This is a genomic window from Streptomyces sp. NPDC111656 (genome assembly GCF_055656965.1).
Window position 1 is genome coordinate 49,452 of record NZ_JBVKCA010000003.1, and the last position, 16,834, is coordinate 66,285.

Genomic DNA, 16,834 nt, shown 5'->3' on the forward strand with positions numbered 1-16,834 from the left:
CACCGCTCACCCCACCACCAGCCCCACCACCGGCCCCATCACGAACGCGACCACGCACCCCGCCCTCAGCACGGCGACTCGCGCCGTCACGCCGGCAGAAGAAGAAAAGGACCTTCCGATGTCTCCCAAGATCGCAGTGATCTACTACTCCTCCAGCGGGACAGTCCACGAGCTGGCGGAGTCGGTGGCCGAGGGCGCCCGCAAGGAAGGCGCGGAGGTACGGCTTCTGCGCGTCGCCGAACTGGCCCCCAAGGAAGCCATCGCCACCAACGAGGCCTGGGCGGCGCACATGGTGGCCACCGAGGACATCCCCGTGGCGACCCCGGACGACATCGAGTGGGCGGACGCCGTCATCTTCGGCTCCCCCACCCGCTTCGGCAACATCGCCAGCCAGCTCAAGCAGTTCATCGACACCCTCGGCGGCCTGTGGGCCCAGGGCAAGCTGGCCGACAAGATCTACAGCGGCTTCACCGCCACCGCCACCGCGCACGGCGGGCAGGAGTCCACGCTGCTGGCCCTGTACAACTCCGTCCACCACTTCGGCGGCATCATCGTCACGCCCGGCTACACCGACCCCGTGAAGTTCGCCGACGGCAACCCCTACGGCACCAGCCACGTCAACGGCCAGGGAGCGGTCCCCGTCGACGACACCGCCCGTGCCGCCGCCGTCTACCAGGGCAAGCGCGTGGCCGCCGTCACCGCGCAGTTCAAGAGCGCCTGACAGGACGTTCCGGGCCGCGTCACGGCGCGCGGGCCGGGGCCGGGCTCGACCGCTCGGTCGGCGGGGGTCAGTGCTGCGCGAACTGAACGCGCGTCGGCTGCACGGCGTCCGGCCGCAGGGCGATCCCGTTGAGCACCAGGGGTTCTCCGTAGATGTCGGTGATCCTGATCGCGCCCCCGCACCCGCTGCCCCGGTCGGAGAGGAAGTAGTTGTAGTCGGTACGGGGCAGCGGATGCCAGCCGCCGCCGGTGCGGACCTCCAGCCGCGCCACCGGATTCCGGTGGCCGATCACCTGGATGGCGCACCACCAGCGGCTGGACCCGGTCTTGTACCGGATCGAGACCGTGTCGGACGTGCTGGGGCTCAGCAGGCTCCACGTGACCTGGATGCGGCCGAGCGAGGGAGCGGCGAGTTCGGCGAAGGCCTGCGCGCTGAGGTCGAGTTGACCAGGTGCACAGGGCAGCGGGCATTCGTTGGTGATCCGGACCGTGACCGAGGCGCCGCCTGCCGCGCGGACGCGCACGTACGCCCCGCACGCCTTGGACGACTCGTAGTCGGTGTGGTTCATCGCCGCGGTCATGAGGTCATCGCTCGGGCCGTACAGGCAGGCTCCGTCGCCTGTCCCGGCGTCGTAGTGGGTGGCGGTTCCCCGATAGGTGGTCTCGGGCCGGATCCGTCCCGCCAATGACGCCGTGCCGGAAGCCGGCCGGCGGGTGGTCGCGGGCCGGGTCCGCGCCGGTGCGGTGGTCGCAGAAGGCGCTGGAGCGGTCGCGCCGGCCGTCGCGGCCGGGGAGGCCGTGGGCGGCTTGCGTCCGGACGCCGCCGACGGGACGGCCGTCTCCTGGGAGCCGGCGACGGGCGTGGCCGCTGCGTTCCCGGCACCGGCGTCGCGGCCGGAGCGGAGGACCACGATCAGGGAGACGAGCACAACGGTGGCGACCAGCGCCAGCGCCGTGCCTGTCACCCGCCCTCGCCTGCGCGGGCGACGCCGCGCGGCCTGCCTTGTTGCCTTCATGTCCGTCCGATCAAAAGAGCGAGTCGATGGTGCGCTGTTCAGTGGCCGCAGAAGCCGGAAAGGTTGCTCCCGGACTCCCGGGCGATCGGGTCCGTACCCGGTCGCCGGGTCGGGGCGGCGACGGAGGCGAAGTTCCCCGCGCGAGGCCGGACATCAGGTCAGCGGAGGGCTGAACGGCCCCGCGGCTCTCTCAAAGACTTCGAGGGTGATCTCCGGGACGAAAACAGCATCGCTCTCCAGGCCCTCGGGAAGGTGTCCCCGCATGTCCTCACGGCACAAGAACGTGCCGTCGGGAATGAGGATCCCCGCTCCGAGCCGGTCCGCCAGCTCGATGATGATCTTCCACACGTCGCCGGCCTGCGGGCGTTCGACGCCGATGCCGCTGTCGAAGACGAACACCTCGGCCTCGCTGCCGTCGGCGGCACGGATCCAGAACTCCCTATCGCCCTCGGCCGCCTTCTCGGGCGCGGCGTCACAGGGCGAAAGGACCGCCCGGACCACGTCCATGTCCGGCTCGGCCGGCTCACCGTCCAAGAACCTGTAGAGGCTCAGGCTGTAGCTCATTGCGGAGGCCCCGGTCTGCACACGAGCCCGATTGCCCTGACGTCGTTGCCGAAGGGCCTGGTGTCCCCGCTGTCCAAGAGGGGTCTCCTTCGCTGTCGTGTGCGGGGATCATCGCATCGGCGACTGACAGCGGGCGCCAGAACTCCCGAACCAGCCGGACCGCTTCGGCCTTGACCGGCGCGGCCGTCACGGCGAGCGCTTCGCGGCGGCCTGCGACGTCCGGGGAGGGACGCGCGTCGCACTAGCGTGGCCGCATGCGTTTTGCCTTCAAGACGTCACCGCAGAGTACGACTTGGGACGCCATGCTCCAGGTGTGGCGGGCCGCCGACGACATCGGGATGTTCGAGTCCGGCTGGACCTCCGACCACTTCTACCCGACGCACAGCGCCGACCCGGCCCTCCCCCGCCTGGAGGGCTGGATCACGCTGACCGCGCTGGCACAGGCGACCAGCCGGCTGCGGATGGGCACGCTGGTCACCGGCATCCACTACCGGCATCCTGCGGTGCTGGCCAACATGGCGGCAACGCTCGACATCGTGTCCGGCGGCCGGCTGGAGCTCGGCCTCGGGACCGGCTGGAACCAGGAGGAGTCCAGTGCCTACGGCATCGAGCTGGGCACCCCGAAAGAGCGCAGCGACCGGTTCGAAGAGGCGTGCGAGGTCATCACCGGTCTGCTCAGCCGGGAGAGCACGACGTTCAAAGGCAGCTACTACGAGCTGACCGGCGCCCGCTGCAACCCCAAGCCCGTGCAGCGGCCGCACCCGCCGCTGTGCATCGGCGGCAGCGGCGAGAAGCGCACCCTGCGCACCGCCGCCCGCTTCGCACAGCACTGGAACTTCGACAGCGGCACGGTCGGGCAGTTCATCCGCGCGCGCGACGTACTCCACCGGCACTGCGCCGACGTCCGCCGGGACCCGGCGGAGATCCTGCTGTCGGGCCAGGTGCGGTTCAGCGGCGATCCGGCCGCGACGGCGGCCACCGCCGCCGAGCTCGGCGAGGCCGGTGCGGAGCTTGCCATCGTCTACCTGCCGCCGCCCTGCACCCCCGCCGTGCTGGAGCCACTGGCACAAGCGCTGGGCCGGCTGGCCTGAGCCCAGGAACGGCGCCCTCCACAGCCCTGCGACGACCTGGATGACGGGAGCTGTACCAGTCACGGCTGCAGCGCTGTCACAAAACCGACCCCTATCCGGTCATCAGGGGAGAAAAGGGGCACACCGCCGGAGCCCCATACCGCCGGCTTTCCCAGACTCCCGAGGACAGCACTTGACGACCACGATCAGCATCGACGCAGTGACACTCGGCAAGCAGTTGAACGCGTCTGATATATCCGACACGGCCATCGCGCTGCTCGACGAGCAGGGGACGGTCGCCGCATGGACACACACCGCCGAGCGGCTCGTCGGATTCTGTGCCGGGGACGTCGTGGGCCGGTCCGCCGCACTCGTGCTGCCGTCCTTCAAGGAAGCGACGACGACATCAGCGTTTGTCGAGCAGTGCCGGGCCGAAAACGGGTGGTCAGGGGCGACGGCAGTGCGCCACCGGGACGGCCGCGTACTCGACGCCAGCGTACGGCTCACGATGTTGCACGGTCAGGACGGGACAGCGCGATGGCTCGCGTCCGTGACCGACGCCGTCCCGCAGTCCGGGGACGCGATCGACCGATCGGTGCGGGGACCGCTTCTCGCCCGCGCGCCGATCGGTGTCGGCATCCGTGACCGGCAACTGCGGTCCACCTACGTGAACGACGTTGCCGAGAACCACGACGGCCTGTCCCGTGACCGACGTCTCGGACGTCGGTTCACCGAGGTACTGCCCGGTGTCAATGCCGAAACGATCGAGGCGGTGATGCGGCAGGTTCTCCAGAACGGTGCGACCAAGATCCACGAGTACCGGACGTGGCTGCCGACGAGTCAGGGCCCGGAGCACCAGTTCGCGGTTTCGTTCCAGTGCCTCCAGGGCGCCGACGGCCGAGCGCTGGGGGTGTGCATCATCGGCGCTGACGTCACCGCGAGCCGGCGGACGCGTGAGCGCCTCGCCGTCCTCAGCCAGGCCAGTACGCGTCTGGGCAGCACCCTGGATGTGACGCAGGCCGGCCAGGAACTGGCCGACCTGGCCGTGCCGTTGCTCGCCGACCACGTCGCCGTGGACCTGGAGCAGTCGATCTCGTTCGGGGAGGGGCCCCCGGTCCGCATCGGCGCGACGGGCAAGCATCTCCCCGCTCTCCGGCGTGCCGGTCTGGCCTCGATCCACCAGGGGGTCCCGGACAACCCCTGGGCGTCCGGCGAGCCGGTGTTCGTGCCGCCGGTCTCACCCTTCACCGACGTCCTGCGTACCGGGAAGTCCTTCCTGGAGCCGGTCCTGGACACCGCCCCGGGCACATGGATCGACGAGATGCCGGAACTGGCGCGCAGCGTCCGCGAGCACGGCGCGCACTCGATCATGATCGTACCCATCCGTGCACGGCGCTCCCTGCTGGGCGTGGCGCTGTTCGTCCGCACGAAGGATCCCGTGCCGTTCCATGAGGTCGATCTCCTCCTGGCCGAAGAACTCGTCGGCCGCGCCGCGCAGTCGTTGCACAACGCCCGTCAGTACGCCCGCAAACACACCGCCGCCCTCACACTGCAACGCCATCTGCTGCCCCGCCGGTTGACAGGCGGCACAGCGGTCGAGGCGGCGTCGCGCTACCTGCCCGCGGACCTGGACCACGGTGTCGGCGGCGACTGGTTCGACGTGATCCCGCTGTCCGGCGCACGGGTGGCGCTCGTCGTCGGCGACGTGATCGGACACGGCCTCCACGCCGCCGCGACCATGGGCAGGCTCCGCACCGCCGTCCACACCCTCGCCACCATGGAACTGCCCCCCGACGAACTGCTGGCCCACCTCGACGACACGGTCCAGCGACTGGGCGAGGAAGACGCCGACAGCCCGGACCAGACCCCCGCGGTGGTGGGCGCCACCTGCCTGTACGCCGTCTACGACCCGGCCACCCGCCGGTGCACCATGGCGAGCGCCGGGCATCCCCCGCCCGCGATCATCGACCCGCAGGGGCAGGTCACGTACCTCGACCTGCCCCCCGGAGCCCCCCTGGGTGTCGGCCTGGGGGACCCCCCCGAATCCGTGGAAGTGGAACTGGCCGAGGGAAGCATCCTCGCCCTGTACACCGACGGCCTGATCGAGACCCGCGACCACGACATCGAAGAGGGAATGCGCCGGCTGGGCAGCGTCCTCGCACAACCGGGCCGGTCCCTGGAAGACCTCTGCGACATCGCAACGCAGTCCCTTCCGGACCAGGCACCGTGCGACGACGTCACACTCCTCCTCGTCCGCACCCGCTCCCTCAACCCGGCCCGGGTCGCCTCCTGGACACTGCCCGGTGACCAGTCCGCCGTCAGCAGCGCCCGCACCCTGGCCGCACGACAGCTGACGGAATGGGGCCTGCACGGTCTTCAGGACGCCACGAAACTGATCGTCAGCGAACTCGTCACCAACGCCATCCGCCACGGCACCGGACAGATCGAGCTACGGCTCGTCCGGCACCGAGTCCTGACCTGCGAAGTGTCCGACACCGGCCTCTGCACCCCGCGTCCGCGTCGCGCACGCACCCTGGACGAGAACGGCCGCGGCCTCTTCCTCGTCACCAACCTGTCCCGCAGGTGGGGCTCCCGCCCGATACCGGGCGGCAAGGTCGTCTGGGCCGAACAGAACCTCCCCCACACATCCGGCCTCCGACCGGCGGCCGCCTGAGGCGAACCCACCCGCCCCCCACACACACAATCGATGCGCAGATCAGCGCAGCGAAGGAGTGAACCCATGACCCGCAGACGAGTACTCATCACGGGCGCCTCCAAAGGCATCGGCCGCGCCCTCGCCGAGCAGCTGGCAGGAGAAGGCCACACCCCCGTGGGCATCGCCCGCAGCGCACCGCAGTCCTTTCCCGGCGAGTTCCACGAAGCCGACCTCGCCGACCGTGCGGCCACCGATCAGGTCCTGGGCGAAGTGATCGGCGCGGGACCGGTCGACGCCGTGGTCAACAATGTGGGGACGGTGCGGCCCGCGCCCGTCGGGGAGGTCGCTCTGTCCGACCTCGACGCGGTTCTCGACATGAACGTGCGCACCGCGGTCCAGATCGTCCAGGCCGTCCTGCCCGGCATGCTGGAGCGGTCCTGGGGCCGCGTGGTGAACGTCACCAGCCTGGTCACCCTGGGGCTGCCCGGTCGAACGTCCTACGGTGCGGCCAAGGCCGCCCTGGAGTTCTTGACACGAGGCTGGGCCGGAGAGCTCGCCGCACACGGGATCACCGTCAACGCTGTCGCCCCGGGCCCCACCGAGACCGAGTTGTTCCGGGAGACCAACCCGCCCGGGTCGGCCTCAGCCGCCCGCTACCTGGCGACTGTTCCCATGGGAAGGTTCGGGCGCCCGGACGAGCTCGCAGCCGCCATCGCCTTCCTGCTCTCCGAGAAGGCGGGTTTCATCACCGGCCAGATCCTGCGCGTCGACGGCGGCGCGAGCATCGGCCGCAACAGCGCCTGAGAACGGCATCCCCCTGAGGCTCCGCCGGTGGGGGGCGGAGCCTCTCGGGGGCCTGTGTGAGGCGGCTACCGGACGAGTTCCCAGTCCTGCGAGCCGTCCGTGAGCGCGTTCTGCAAGGTGAGCGGCGCATGGTCGGACGGGCCGGTCAGGTACAGGTTCGTGTTCCTGACCGACTGGAGTCTGTAGAACCCGTCGGTGGTCTTGACGAGGTTCCAGCTGCCGGCGGCGCTGTTGTCGACCCACTGGCCGATCCGCTGCCCGGCCGTCGCGTTGCCGGTCCAGACGGCCGCCGCGCGGCCGCCGGACTTGTTCAGCAGGCTCACACCGCCGTTCGGCTCGGACACCACGTGCCAGTACTGGGTGTCCGGGTTCGCCGCGGAGCCGGGGTCCTCCAGGACGACGTCGGGGACGTCCGCGTTGCCGATGTTCGCGTCGTTGGTCTTGTTCCCGGTGCCGATCACCTGGCCGGTCCCGCGGTTCACCAACTGGTAGTAGGCGCCGCCCGATCGGCCGAGGTCGACCTCGGCGTAGGCGATCGTGGAGGTGCCCTGGTTGTTGAGGACCGCGATGCGGCCGGTGGCGTCGACGTACTGCAGACTGCGGCTGTAGCCGGCCTTCGAGGTCGTCTGGTACTCCTTCCACGTACCGTCGCTGCGTCCGCTCTCGTTGACCCAGACGTTGCCGCTGCCGGCCGCGTTATAGACCAGGCGTCCTCCGGGCAGCCTGATGACGACCGGACTGCCGCCCGTCGCGAGCGCGTGCGAGCCGGTGTCGACCGGCAGCGAGGTGACGCCCGTGCGGTGGCCGAACCCCGGTAGAACTCCAGCGGGTTGTCGGCGAACACGTACCGTATCGCTCGGTTGCGGCCGGACAGCGCGTCATGTCGGTGCGGACGGCCGTCAGGCGGCCCGTGTACTCGTCTGCGATGTCACCCACGACGAGGTCCATCACCCGGCACGGCTCGATTGCCTTGGGCCATGTCCCGGTGAAGTATGCGAGGACCGGAACTCCGCTCATCCCGAGGATGAAATCGAACTCCGCGTCCTCACGGGGTCGGTGAACCCGCTTCGCCATGGAAACTCCTGACCTCACGTTCCGTCATTCCATCCCCATCATCCCTCGCGCGGTGTGCCAGGCCGGCCCGGTCAATCGTCCGGTTGACCTGTCGGAAGGGAGGCACGGGGCCGTCGCAGAACCACGGTGGTCCCCGGCGCGAGCGGCCCGGCCCCCCGCCCCTGGTGACCCGGCCTCGCCGCCCCGCCGGTCACCCAGCTGCAGCCCGCCGCGCGCCCGTGGGTCAGCTCGTGCCAGGACAGCGGCCTCCACGACGACATGAAAGCCGTTTTCCAGGGCATGGCGGCCCAGATCACCGACCAGATGCTCGATGAGCGCGTCGACGATCGGGCCGGTGCGCATCGTCCACCGGATTCAGTCGAGCCGTATCCGCCACCGCGCTTCTCAGAGACAGCGCCCCCGACGGGCTTCCCGAGGCCTTGTCCGGTCTTCACATCAACCCCCGGTCCCAGCTGGCCAATACCGCTCTTCCCCGGGCCGCATGAGCCGGCTGATGGCACCGAGAACGAGGCACGATTCCTGGACTGCTCGCGGACGCGGGCGTGGACGGTCGACGTACGCGTCAGCTGCCCCGAAGACCGACCGCCAGCGTCAGTTCAAGGACCCGCTGTGGCGATGCGAGATCCGGAAACAGCTCCCGCAGCTGCGACATCCGGTACCGGACTGTCTGGGGATGGACGAACAACGCCGCCGCCACCTCGTCCCGCCTGCCCTGGTGCAGCAGCCACGCCCGCAACGTCTCCTCCAGCCGCCGTGCGGTCGCGACAGGCAAGGTCCGCAACGGTGCGAGGGCTCGGGCACGCAGGTCTGCGAACGCGTCCACGTCGGCGCTCAGCACCAGCTCGGGCAGGTGGTCCTCGGTGTCGCGAATATCAGAGGAGAGGGAGCGCGCGCGTACGGCTCGTGCGTACGAGGCGGACGCACGGGTCCATGGCCGGGCCGGGCCGACCACGGCGGTGCGGTCGGTCAGCTGCCGCAAGAGACGTGATCGGTCGGCATCGGGGACGAGCAGCACACCGGTGGCGTCCGGCAGATCGTCGAGGACGAGGGTGCTCGGGTCGAGCGCGCGGTAGGCAGGCCGGGCCTGGGCGGCGGGCAGCAGGACCGCGGTCAGCGAAACCGGAGGCTGCCACCCGGCCCGTTGAACAGAGGCCAGCAGCGCGTCCGGGCCGGCGCCGGCGAGGAGGTCGCGGGCCAGGTGTTCCAGGTGGCGCTCGTGGGCCCTGCCCTGGGCGGCCAGTTCGTCGGCGTGGCCCGCGGCGCTCGCGGCGGAGAGCTCGTCGATGTAGGCGAAGGTCAGCTCGGCGAACTTGGCGACCTCGGCGGCGGGCAGACCCGCGGGTACGGCACCCGCTGCCAGGCATCGCCAGGCCACGCGGGCGCCGACGCGGTAGGCGCTGAGCAGGGCGTCCATCGAACGGCCGTCGCGCACCTCGCCGCGGCCCAGCTCGTAGGCCGCGTCACCGCCGTCGCCGCCTGTGGCGTTCCCGCTCGCGAGGTCCAGGTAGTGCCCCAGGGCCGTGCGGACGGCCTTGCGGATGGTGCCGCCCATGCGGCCCGAAAGGGCGTTGGCGTAGGGAGGGACCTCGTCAATGATCGCCTGGACGACCTCGTCGGCGGTGCTCTTCAGCGCGGCCCGAAGTGCGGTGACCGTCGTCTCGTCCAGGGCCAGTTCGCTGGCCCTCCGGATTGCATGGTTCACTTTTTTGTTCCCTGCGAACAATTCAGCCGACCAGATTTACGTCCTGCGGTCAGGACTTTACGCCTTGAGGCGCAGCAAGCTGGAGTCATGACGAGTGCAGCCCTCCGCAGCAGGGCGTGGAAACTGCTGGAGATGGTCACGACGCCGCTGCTGCCGTCGGACTACCTCGACCTGGTCAGCCCGCTGCGTGCGGGCGCTGACCTGCGGGGGCGCATCGAGGCCGTGCACCCCGAGACGGGTGACGCCGCGACTGTCGTGATCAGGCCGGGACGGGGCTGGCGCGGCCACACAGCCGGTCAGTACGTGCGGATCGGGGTCGACGTCGACGGGGTGCGCCTGTGGCGTGCCTACTCCATCACCTCGCCGACAAACCGCCTGGACGGCCGCGTCACGATCACCGTGAAGGCGATTCCGGACGGCAAGGTCAGCAACCACCTGGTCCGCAGGGCTACACCGGGCACGCTGATCCAGCTCGACCAGCCGACCGGTGACTTCCTGCTGCCGCAGGCCAAGCCCGCCAAGGTGCTCTACCTGACGGCCGGCAGCGGCATCACGCCCGTGATGGGCATGCTGCGCGACATCGAGTTCGACGACGTCGTCATGGTCCACTGCGCGCCACAGCCGCAAGACGTGATCTTCCGCGACGAACTGCACGACCTGGTCGCGGACAAGAAGCTGCGGCTCACCGAGGTGCACACCGACACGGACGGCATGCTCGACATCGCCCGTCTCGACGAACTCGTGCCCGACTGGGCCGAGCGCGAGACCTGGGCTTGCGGGCCCGCGGGCCTGCTCGACGCCGCCGAAGAGCACTGGACCGAGCACGGCGTACAAGAGCGCCTGCACACCGAACGCTTCCGCCCCAGCATCGTCGCCGGCGACGGCGGCGGCGGCGGCGGCGAGGTCACGTTCAGCGCCACCGGCAAGACCGTCGACGCGGACGGCGCCACGCCGTTGCTGGACATCGGCGAGGAGGCCGGCGTGCTCATGCCCTCCGGGTGCCGCATGGGCATCTGCTTCGGCTGCATCACGCCGCTCAAGGCGGGCGCCGTCCGCGACCTGCGCACCGGCGAGATCACCGAGGCCGAGCCGGGCGTCCTCATCCAGACCTGCGTGTCCGCCGCGGCGGGCCCCTGCGACATCGAACGGTAGGAGCACCTTGACCGCCATCGACCCCACCGCCCACCTGACCGCGGAGCAGATCGAGGAGCTTGGCCGCGAGCTGGACGCGATCCGCGACGAGGTGATCGCCGGCCGCGGCGAGAAGGACGCCGCCTACATCCGCAAGGTCATCTCGGCGCAGCGCAAGCTCGAGCTGGTCAGCAGGGGCGTGCTGCTGTTCTCGTTCTTCCCGCCCGCGTGGCTGCTCGGCACCGCCGGTCTGTCCGTGGCGAAGATCATGGACAACATGGAGATCGGCCACAACATCCTGCACGGCCAGTGGGACTGGATGCGAGACCCGAAGATCCACTCCACCACCTGGGAGTGGGATCACGTCTCGCCGTCCGAGCAGTGGAAGCACTCGCACAACGAGCTGCACCACACGTACACCAACGTGATCGGCAAGGACAACGACCTCGGCTACGGCATCATGCGCGTCGACGAGGACCAGAAGTGGCACCCGTTCCACCTCGGCCAGCCGCTGTGGAACTTCATCAACGCCTGCTTCTTCGAGTACGGCATCGCAGCGTACGACCTGGAGCTCGGCAAGAACCTGCACAAGCGCCGCCGCAAGAACCCGGAGTTCCGCGCGCGGGCCAAGGCCGTGGGCCGCAAGATCCGCAAGCAGGTGCTCAAGGACTACGTGATCCACCCGCTGCTGTCGGGCCCGTCGTTCCTCACCACGCTCGCCGCCACGTTCACCGCGAACCTGGTCCGCAACATCTGGTCCCACTCGGTGATCATGTGCGGGCACTTCCCCGAGGGCGTGCAGGTCTTCGAGCGCCGGTCGATCAAGGGCGAGACGCGCGGCCAGTGGTACCTGCGCCAGATGATGGGCTCGGCGAACATCAGCGGCAGCAGGGCCATGCACTTCATGACCGGCAACCTGTCGCACCAGATCGAGCACCACCTGTTCCCGGACCTGCCGAGCAACCGGTACGCCGAGGTCGCGGTGAAGGTGCGCGCGCTGTTCGAAAAGTACGAGCTGGAGTACGTCACCGGGCCGCTGCCCAAGCAGGTGTTCTCCGCGTGGCACAAGGTCTTCCGGCTCTCGCTGCCGAACAAGAAGCCCAAGGTCAAGACGCCGGACCGCGAGCAGGAGCTCGTCGCGGCCTGATTCCCGGTATTGGTTCAGATCTTTCGGCCGTACCGGCGGCACCGCCGGGTTCGGTGAGATCCGTTGCGGACGGTGGGCGGCACGCCTGCGGTCACGACGGGAATCCTCGCCGGTAGCGGTCCCTGCCCGCTACCGCGCAGCCCGACCTTCAGGGCAAGGCACCAGGCTTCCGCTCAAGATTCGTCCAGGCCTCCGAGCACCAGCACCCACACCCAGACCCATACGGCCGGCCGAGCCGGAACCCACTCGTTCTGTGACCGACTGGCGGTCGAAGCCGTACTCGGAGCGCCGCGGACGATCGCTGGACCTGCGGGACGGCGGACCGCCCGCGATCCGCCCGGTCCCGGTCACCGACAGCATCGAGACGGCCCTGGACCGGGTGGGCGCCCTGGGCGGCGTCGAGGGTGTCGTGATGAAGCCTGTCATCTGGTCGTGTCCGCGCGAGTTCCGGCAGTCCATCGAATCGTCGGACACGGCTGGCGGCGTCTCCGGGCCAAGGGCGCGGGGTCTTCGGGAGATGGATCAGGGAGATTGCGTCGATGAAGCAGCCGGAAATCTCGGGGGGCTTCGAGACGGAGATGGAGGTTGGAGAGCTCGATCACGACGTCGGGGCTCGACGGTCCCTTTCTGAGGATGATCTCCAAGGAGTCGTCCTCGGCGAAGGCGGCGAACGAGATTTGGGTGATGAAGTAGCCGCTGAGCGGTGCGAGCGTTCGCGAACGCCTCCCGAACCCGGCATGCCCGTTACCGAGCACTCGGGAAACCGGTCGTGCGGGACCTTCGTCACGGCCGCCGTGAGTGTCGTCTTCCCGTGGTCGATGTGCCCGATGGTGGCGATGTCGACATGCGGCTCGGTCCGCTCGAAGTTCGCCTGCGCCACTGCGCACCCTCCTGATCACCTGGGTGACGCCGAGCGTTGCTGCGCCGCTTCCTGGCGGGGGCCGAGCGCTGAACGAGGTCAGGAAGGGGCGCCCTTCCTGATTACTCGCTCGGGGGCGCGTCGAACAGGGCACTGACTGACTCACCGTTGTGAATGCGGCGCACGGCCTCGGCGAGCGCCGGGGCGATGGACAGGATCCGCAGCTTCTCGGTGTGTTCCTCGACCGGCACCGGCACGGTGTTGGTGCACACGATCTCCAGGACGTCCTCCTGCTCGCTCAGCCGCTTGAGCGCGCCCGCCGCGAACAGCCCGTGGGTGCAGGCGACCCGGATGGACCGAGGCCCCAACTCCCGCAGCCGCTCCAGGAGTTCGAGGACCGTACTGCCCTTGGCGATCTCGTCGTCGAGGACGATGACATCGCGCCCGGTGATCTCACCGATGACGGAGCTGATGCTCACCCGGTCGTCGGCGAACCGCTGCTTGGCACCGGCGGCCACCTGGGCGCCGATCAGCCGGGCGAAGGCCGCGGCCTCCTTGGCGTTGCCCAGGTCCGGCGACACGACCGTCGTACGCGACAGATCGTGACCGCGGAAGTGCGCGGCGAGCTCCCGCAGGGCGTGCAGATGGTCGACCGGCACCGAGAAGAACCCGTGGACCTGCGGGGAGTGCAGTGTCATCGCGAGGACGCGGCTGGCCCCGGCCGCCACCAGCAGGTCGGCGACCAGCCGCCCGCCCATGGAGATCCGCGGCATGTCCTTCTTGTCCGAACGGGCGTACGAATAGTGGGGCATGACCACGGTGATCCGCCCGGCGGAGGCACCACGCGCCGCGTCGCACATCATCAGCAGTTCGACGAGATGCTCCTGCACGGGGGTGACCAGCGGTTGCACGAGGAACACATCGCGCTCACGACAGTTGGCCTGGAGCTGGACCTCCAGGCAGTCGTTGGCGAACCGGCTGACCCGGGTCGGGCTGAGGGGCACGCCGAGATGGGCACAGACCTCTGCCGCCAGCTCGGGATGGGCACTACCGCTGAACACGGCGATGTCACGCACGACCGCTCCTCGCAAGATCGATCCGGGTGCGCCGCCGGTCGGCATGATCGACCCGGGATGCGTGCCTCATGCTACTGGGCCCCGCCCGGGTACTCCCACCGGGGGAAATTCGGTTGCGCACGGTCACGGGGCATACGCCAGGATGGATCCGCCAGCGCCCCTCACCCACGGGAGAACGACATGCGCCGATTCCTCGGAACTTCTCAGCGCCCCCACCGGACGACTGATCCCGAGGACTCGATCACGCATGGACACTCTGAACATCGGCATTCTGGCCCACGTCGACGCGGGTAAGACCAGCCTCACCGAGCGGCTGCTCTTCGACGCCGGCGCCATCGACCGGCTCGGCAGCGTCGACGCCGGTGACACCCGCACGGACGACGGGGAGATCGAGCGCCGGCGCGGAATCACCATCCGCTCGGCCGTCGCCGCCTTCACCGTCGGTGACGTCCAGATCAACCTCATCGACACCCCCGGGCACGCCGACTTCATCGCCGAGGTCGAGCGCGCCCTGGAGGTCCTCGACGGCGCCGTGCTGCTCCTGTCCGCCGTGGAGGGCGTGCAGGCACAGACGCGCGTCCTGATGAAGACCCTGCGACGGCTCGGGCTGCCCACCCTGATCTTCGTCAACAAGATCGACCGGGCGGGTGCGCGGGAGGCGGGACTCCTCGACGACATCCGGCGCCGCCTCACGCCGTACGTCGTCCCGCTCGTCGGTGTGCGCGGCCTCGGCACCGCGCGCGCCCGGGTCGTCCCGCGTCCGCTGGACGAGACGGCGGCCGGCACACTCGCGGAGGTGGACACGGACGTCCTCACCGCGGTCGTGGACGGCCCTCCGCCGGCCCCGGACGACCTGGCGGCCGCGCTCGTCGCGCGCACCGCCGACGGCTCCCTCCACCCGGTCTTCTTCGGGTCCGCCCTGGGCGGGCAAGGAGTCACCGAGCTGATCGAAGGGCTGAGCCGGCTCGTCCCGCGCCCGACGGCCCCCGACTCCGCCGAGCCACGGGGCACGGTGTTCGCCGTGCGCCCCGGACCCGGCGGCGAGCGCACGGCGTATCTGCGTCTGTACGGCGGTGAAGTGACGCGTCGTCAGCGGCTCGCGTTCACCCGGCGCGAGGCCGACGGACGCGCCACTCAGGTCCCCGGCCGGGCCCGGGAACTGGAGGTCGTGGGGCGGCCGGGGGCCGCCACCTTGACCGCGGGCAACATCGCCGCGCTCCGGGGCGTCGCCGGCATCCGCGTCGGCGATCGGCTCGGCGAGGTCACCGACCGTGCGCCGCAGTTCGCGGCGCCGACCCTGGAGACCCTCGTCCGGGCCCGGCACCCCGACCAGGCGGCCCCGCTGCGCTCGGCCCTCCTCGCACTGGCCGACCAGGACCCGCTGATGCACGCCCGGCCCGCCGCGTCCGGCAGCACCGCGCTCCTCCTCTACGGCGAGGTGCAGAAGGAGGTCCTGGCGGCCACGCTCGCCCAGGACTTCGGCATCGAGGCGGAGTTCGAGCCGAGCCGGGTGCGGTTCCTGGAACGGCCGGACGGCACCGGCGAGGCCTGCGAGGAGATCCAGCGGCACGGGCACGTCGGGTTCTGGGCCACGGTCGGGCTGCGGATCGAGCCCGGACCGCACGGCTCCGGAGGTGTCTTCACGTACGAGACCGAACTCGGTGCGCTGCCCCGGGCCTTCCACCTGGCGATCGAGGACACGGTCCACGCGACCCTGCTCTCCGGTCGGCACGGGCGGCCGGTCACGGACTACCGGGTGACGCTGGTCCGTTCCGGATTCGTCGGGCCGCTCAGCACGGCCGCCGACTTCCGCGGCCTCACCCCGGTGGTACTGCGACGCGCGCTGGAGCGGGCGGGGACGCGGGTGTACGAGCCGTACCACGCCTTCGAGGTGGAGCTCCCGCTCGATGCGCTGGCCCCGGTCACGGCTCGGCTCGCCGCGCACGGCGCGCAGTTCGGGGAGACGACCGGCGGCCGGACCTCCTGGCTCGTCACCGGCGAGCTGCCGGCCCGGCATGTACGGGAGGTCGAGCTGCGGCTGCCGGGCCTCACCCACGGAGAAGGGGTCTGGTGGTCCCGCCCGTCGGGGGACCACCGCGTGTAGTGCGGCGGATGCGGTACGGCGGGCGGACGCGGCGCTCATTCGGCGTACGGCGAAGTGCGGTGGCCGGTGCCGCCGCAGTGGACGCGCTCCCGCCCGCGCTCCCCGTCAGCGACGTCAATCCGCCAACAGGGCGGCCTAGTAGGTGATTTGGGGGGCATTCGGTGAGCAGGAAGGAGGACCGTCGAATGACGACGTCCATCAAGCGCCTGCCCAAGCGCATGCCGGCGTGGGCCAAGGCGATCACTGCCGTCGTGCTGGTGCTCGTGGTGCTGTTCGCCGGGCTGCGCCTGGCCGTTCTGCCTGGGCTGCGCGACCTGTTCGGCACCCAGACGCACGACCGCTCCGGACCAGCCCTCCTCAAGTCCATCCAGGACATGAGCCGTTACGACGCCGCCTCGGGCAACTTCCAGGTGGTGGTGGACCTGGAGAAGGATGCCAAGTATCTGCCCGACGCGATCCGCGGCACCCGCACGCTGTACGTGGGGGCCGGCACGGTCGAGGCGTATGTCGACCTCGGTTCGCTCGCCAAGAAGGACGTGACGGTCGACGCCGACCGCACCACGGCCACCCTGCGGCTGCCGCACGCGTTCCTCGGCAAGCCCGCACTCGACCCCAACCGTTCGTACGCCGTCTCCAAACAGCGTGGGCTGCTCGACCGGCTCGGCGACTTCTTCTCCGACAACCCGGACAGCGAACAGGCCGTGCAGAAGCTCGCGGTCAAGCACATCGGCGACGCGGCGAAGGACAGCGAGCTCACCAAGCGGGCCGAGGAGAACACCACCGGCATGCTCGACGGTCTGCTGCGCTCCCTCGGCTTCAAGGAGGTGAGCGTGAGTTACGGCGCCTGAGCCGGGCTGCACTCCGGTGAGGGTCCGGTGGGGCGAGGCCGTCGCCCCACCGGGCCCCGCCTC

Annotated in this window: 14 protein-coding genes and 1 pseudogene; 8 read left to right on the top strand and 7 right to left on the bottom strand. The window is 70.2% G+C overall.

The features are described 5' to 3' along the window. The first annotated feature begins 118 nt into the window (after nucleotides 1–118). Nucleotides 119–721 (top strand): NAD(P)H:quinone oxidoreductase, encoded by a 603-nt coding sequence (gene wrbA / locus ACZ7M3_RS10515; protein WP_472063098.1) that lies wholly within the window; start codon nucleotides 119–121, stop codon nucleotides 719–721. Between the two features lie 67 nt (nucleotides 722–788). Here wrbA and ACZ7M3_RS10520 read toward each other — a convergent pair whose 3' ends face one another. Further along, the gene (locus ACZ7M3_RS10520) at nucleotides 789–1,736 is read right to left on the bottom strand and encodes an expansin EXLX1 family cellulose-binding protein (protein WP_472062304.1); all 948 of its coding nucleotides are present in this window, start codon (nucleotides 1,734–1,736) and stop codon (nucleotides 789–791) included. A gap of 153 nt (nucleotides 1,737–1,889) precedes the next feature. Continuing rightward, nucleotides 1,890–2,321: a hypothetical protein gene (locus tag ACZ7M3_RS10525; protein ID WP_472062306.1), complete on the bottom strand. Its 432-nt coding sequence runs from the start codon at nucleotides 2,319–2,321 to the stop codon at nucleotides 1,890–1,892. Between the two features lie 233 nt (nucleotides 2,322–2,554). Between ACZ7M3_RS10525 and ACZ7M3_RS10530 the strand changes: the two genes are divergently transcribed. The 3 genes from ACZ7M3_RS10530 (at nucleotide 2,555) to ACZ7M3_RS10540 (ending at nucleotide 6,830) form a co-directional block, all read left to right on the top strand. Then, the gene (locus ACZ7M3_RS10530) at nucleotides 2,555–3,391 is read left to right on the top strand and encodes an LLM class F420-dependent oxidoreductase (RefSeq protein ID WP_472062308.1); all 837 of its coding nucleotides are present in this window, start codon (nucleotides 2,555–2,557) and stop codon (nucleotides 3,389–3,391) included. Between the two features lie 172 nt (nucleotides 3,392–3,563). Next, complete coding sequence (locus ACZ7M3_RS10535; protein ID WP_472062310.1) at nucleotides 3,564–6,044, top strand: SpoIIE family protein phosphatase; 2,481 nt, start codon at nucleotides 3,564–3,566, stop codon at nucleotides 6,042–6,044. 66 nt (nucleotides 6,045–6,110) lie between these two features. Then, the gene (locus tag ACZ7M3_RS10540) at nucleotides 6,111–6,830 is read left to right on the top strand and encodes an SDR family oxidoreductase (RefSeq protein ID WP_472062312.1); all 720 of its coding nucleotides are present in this window, start codon (nucleotides 6,111–6,113) and stop codon (nucleotides 6,828–6,830) included. 65 nt (nucleotides 6,831–6,895) lie between these two features. Here ACZ7M3_RS10540 and ACZ7M3_RS10545 read toward each other — a convergent pair whose 3' ends face one another. The 3 genes from ACZ7M3_RS10545 to ACZ7M3_RS10555 form a co-directional block, all read right to left on the bottom strand. After that, complete coding sequence (locus ACZ7M3_RS10545) at nucleotides 6,896–7,312, bottom strand: RICIN domain-containing protein (RefSeq protein ID WP_472062314.1); 417 nt, start codon at nucleotides 7,310–7,312, stop codon at nucleotides 6,896–6,898. Nucleotides 7,313–7,526: 214 nt separating this feature from the next. Then, nucleotides 7,527–7,904: a thioredoxin family protein gene (locus tag ACZ7M3_RS10550; RefSeq protein WP_472062316.1), complete on the bottom strand. Its 378-nt coding sequence runs from the start codon at nucleotides 7,902–7,904 to the stop codon at nucleotides 7,527–7,529. 562 nt (nucleotides 7,905–8,466) lie between these two features. Then, nucleotides 8,467–9,606 (bottom strand): PucR family transcriptional regulator, encoded by a 1,140-nt coding sequence (locus ACZ7M3_RS10555; RefSeq protein WP_472062318.1) that lies wholly within the window; start codon nucleotides 9,604–9,606, stop codon nucleotides 8,467–8,469. Nucleotides 9,607–9,693: 87 nt separating this feature from the next. Here ACZ7M3_RS10555 and ACZ7M3_RS10560 point away from each other — a divergent pair, with 87 nt between their 5' ends. After that, on the top strand, nucleotides 9,694–10,758 hold the full coding sequence (locus ACZ7M3_RS10560) for a ferredoxin reductase (protein WP_472062320.1): 1,065 nt from the start codon (nucleotides 9,694–9,696) through the stop codon (nucleotides 10,756–10,758). Nucleotides 10,759–10,765: 7 nt separating this feature from the next. After that, nucleotides 10,766–11,884, top strand: coding sequence for a fatty acid desaturase family protein (locus tag ACZ7M3_RS10565; RefSeq protein ID WP_472062321.1), 1,119 nt, complete (start codon nucleotides 10,766–10,768; stop codon nucleotides 11,882–11,884). A 754-nt stretch (nucleotides 11,885–12,638) separates the two neighbouring features. Here ACZ7M3_RS10565 and ACZ7M3_RS10570 read toward each other — a convergent pair. Both ACZ7M3_RS10570 and ACZ7M3_RS10575 read right to left on the bottom strand, forming a co-directional pair. Continuing rightward, nucleotides 12,639–12,764, bottom strand: a pseudogene (locus ACZ7M3_RS10570) (GTP-binding protein); the annotation flags it as partial. A 101-nt stretch (nucleotides 12,765–12,865) separates the two neighbouring features. Continuing rightward, nucleotides 12,866–13,819, bottom strand: coding sequence for a ribose-phosphate diphosphokinase (locus ACZ7M3_RS10575; RefSeq protein WP_351295969.1), 954 nt, complete (start codon nucleotides 13,817–13,819; stop codon nucleotides 12,866–12,868). A 247-nt stretch (nucleotides 13,820–14,066) separates the two neighbouring features. Between ACZ7M3_RS10575 and otr(A) the strand changes: the two genes are divergently transcribed. After that, on the top strand, nucleotides 14,067–15,923 hold the full coding sequence (gene otr(A), locus ACZ7M3_RS10580; RefSeq protein WP_472062323.1) for a tetracycline resistance ribosomal protection protein Otr(A): 1,857 nt from the start codon (nucleotides 14,067–14,069) through the stop codon (nucleotides 15,921–15,923). A 185-nt stretch (nucleotides 15,924–16,108) separates the two neighbouring features. Next, entirely contained in the window at nucleotides 16,109–16,771 is a 663-nt protein-coding gene (locus tag ACZ7M3_RS10585) for a DUF4230 domain-containing protein (RefSeq protein WP_097287784.1), read from the top strand. The last annotated feature ends 63 nt before the right edge of the window (nucleotides 16,772–16,834 follow it).

Excerpts from the sequence above, each read along its gene's own strand:
- wrbA (WP_472063098.1), top strand. The coding sequence starts at position 119 with ATGTCTCCCAAGATCGCAGTGATCTACTACTCCTCCAGCGGGACAGTC.
- ACZ7M3_RS10520 (WP_472062304.1), bottom strand. The coding sequence starts at position 1,736 with ATGAAGGCAACAAGGCAGGCCGCGCGGCGTCGCCCGCGCAGGCGAGGG.
- ACZ7M3_RS10530 (WP_472062308.1), top strand. The coding sequence starts at position 2,555 with ATGCGTTTTGCCTTCAAGACGTCACCGCAGAGTACGACTTGGGACGCC.
- ACZ7M3_RS10540 (WP_472062312.1), top strand. The coding sequence starts at position 6,111 with ATGACCCGCAGACGAGTACTCATCACGGGCGCCTCCAAAGGCATCGGC.
- ACZ7M3_RS10550 (WP_472062316.1), bottom strand. The coding sequence starts at position 7,904 with ATGGCGAAGCGGGTTCACCGACCCCGTGAGGACGCGGAGTTCGATTTC.
- ACZ7M3_RS10560 (WP_472062320.1), top strand. The coding sequence starts at position 9,694 with ATGACGAGTGCAGCCCTCCGCAGCAGGGCGTGGAAACTGCTGGAGATG.
- ACZ7M3_RS10585 (WP_097287784.1), top strand. The coding sequence starts at position 16,109 with ATGACGACGTCCATCAAGCGCCTGCCCAAGCGCATGCCGGCGTGGGCC.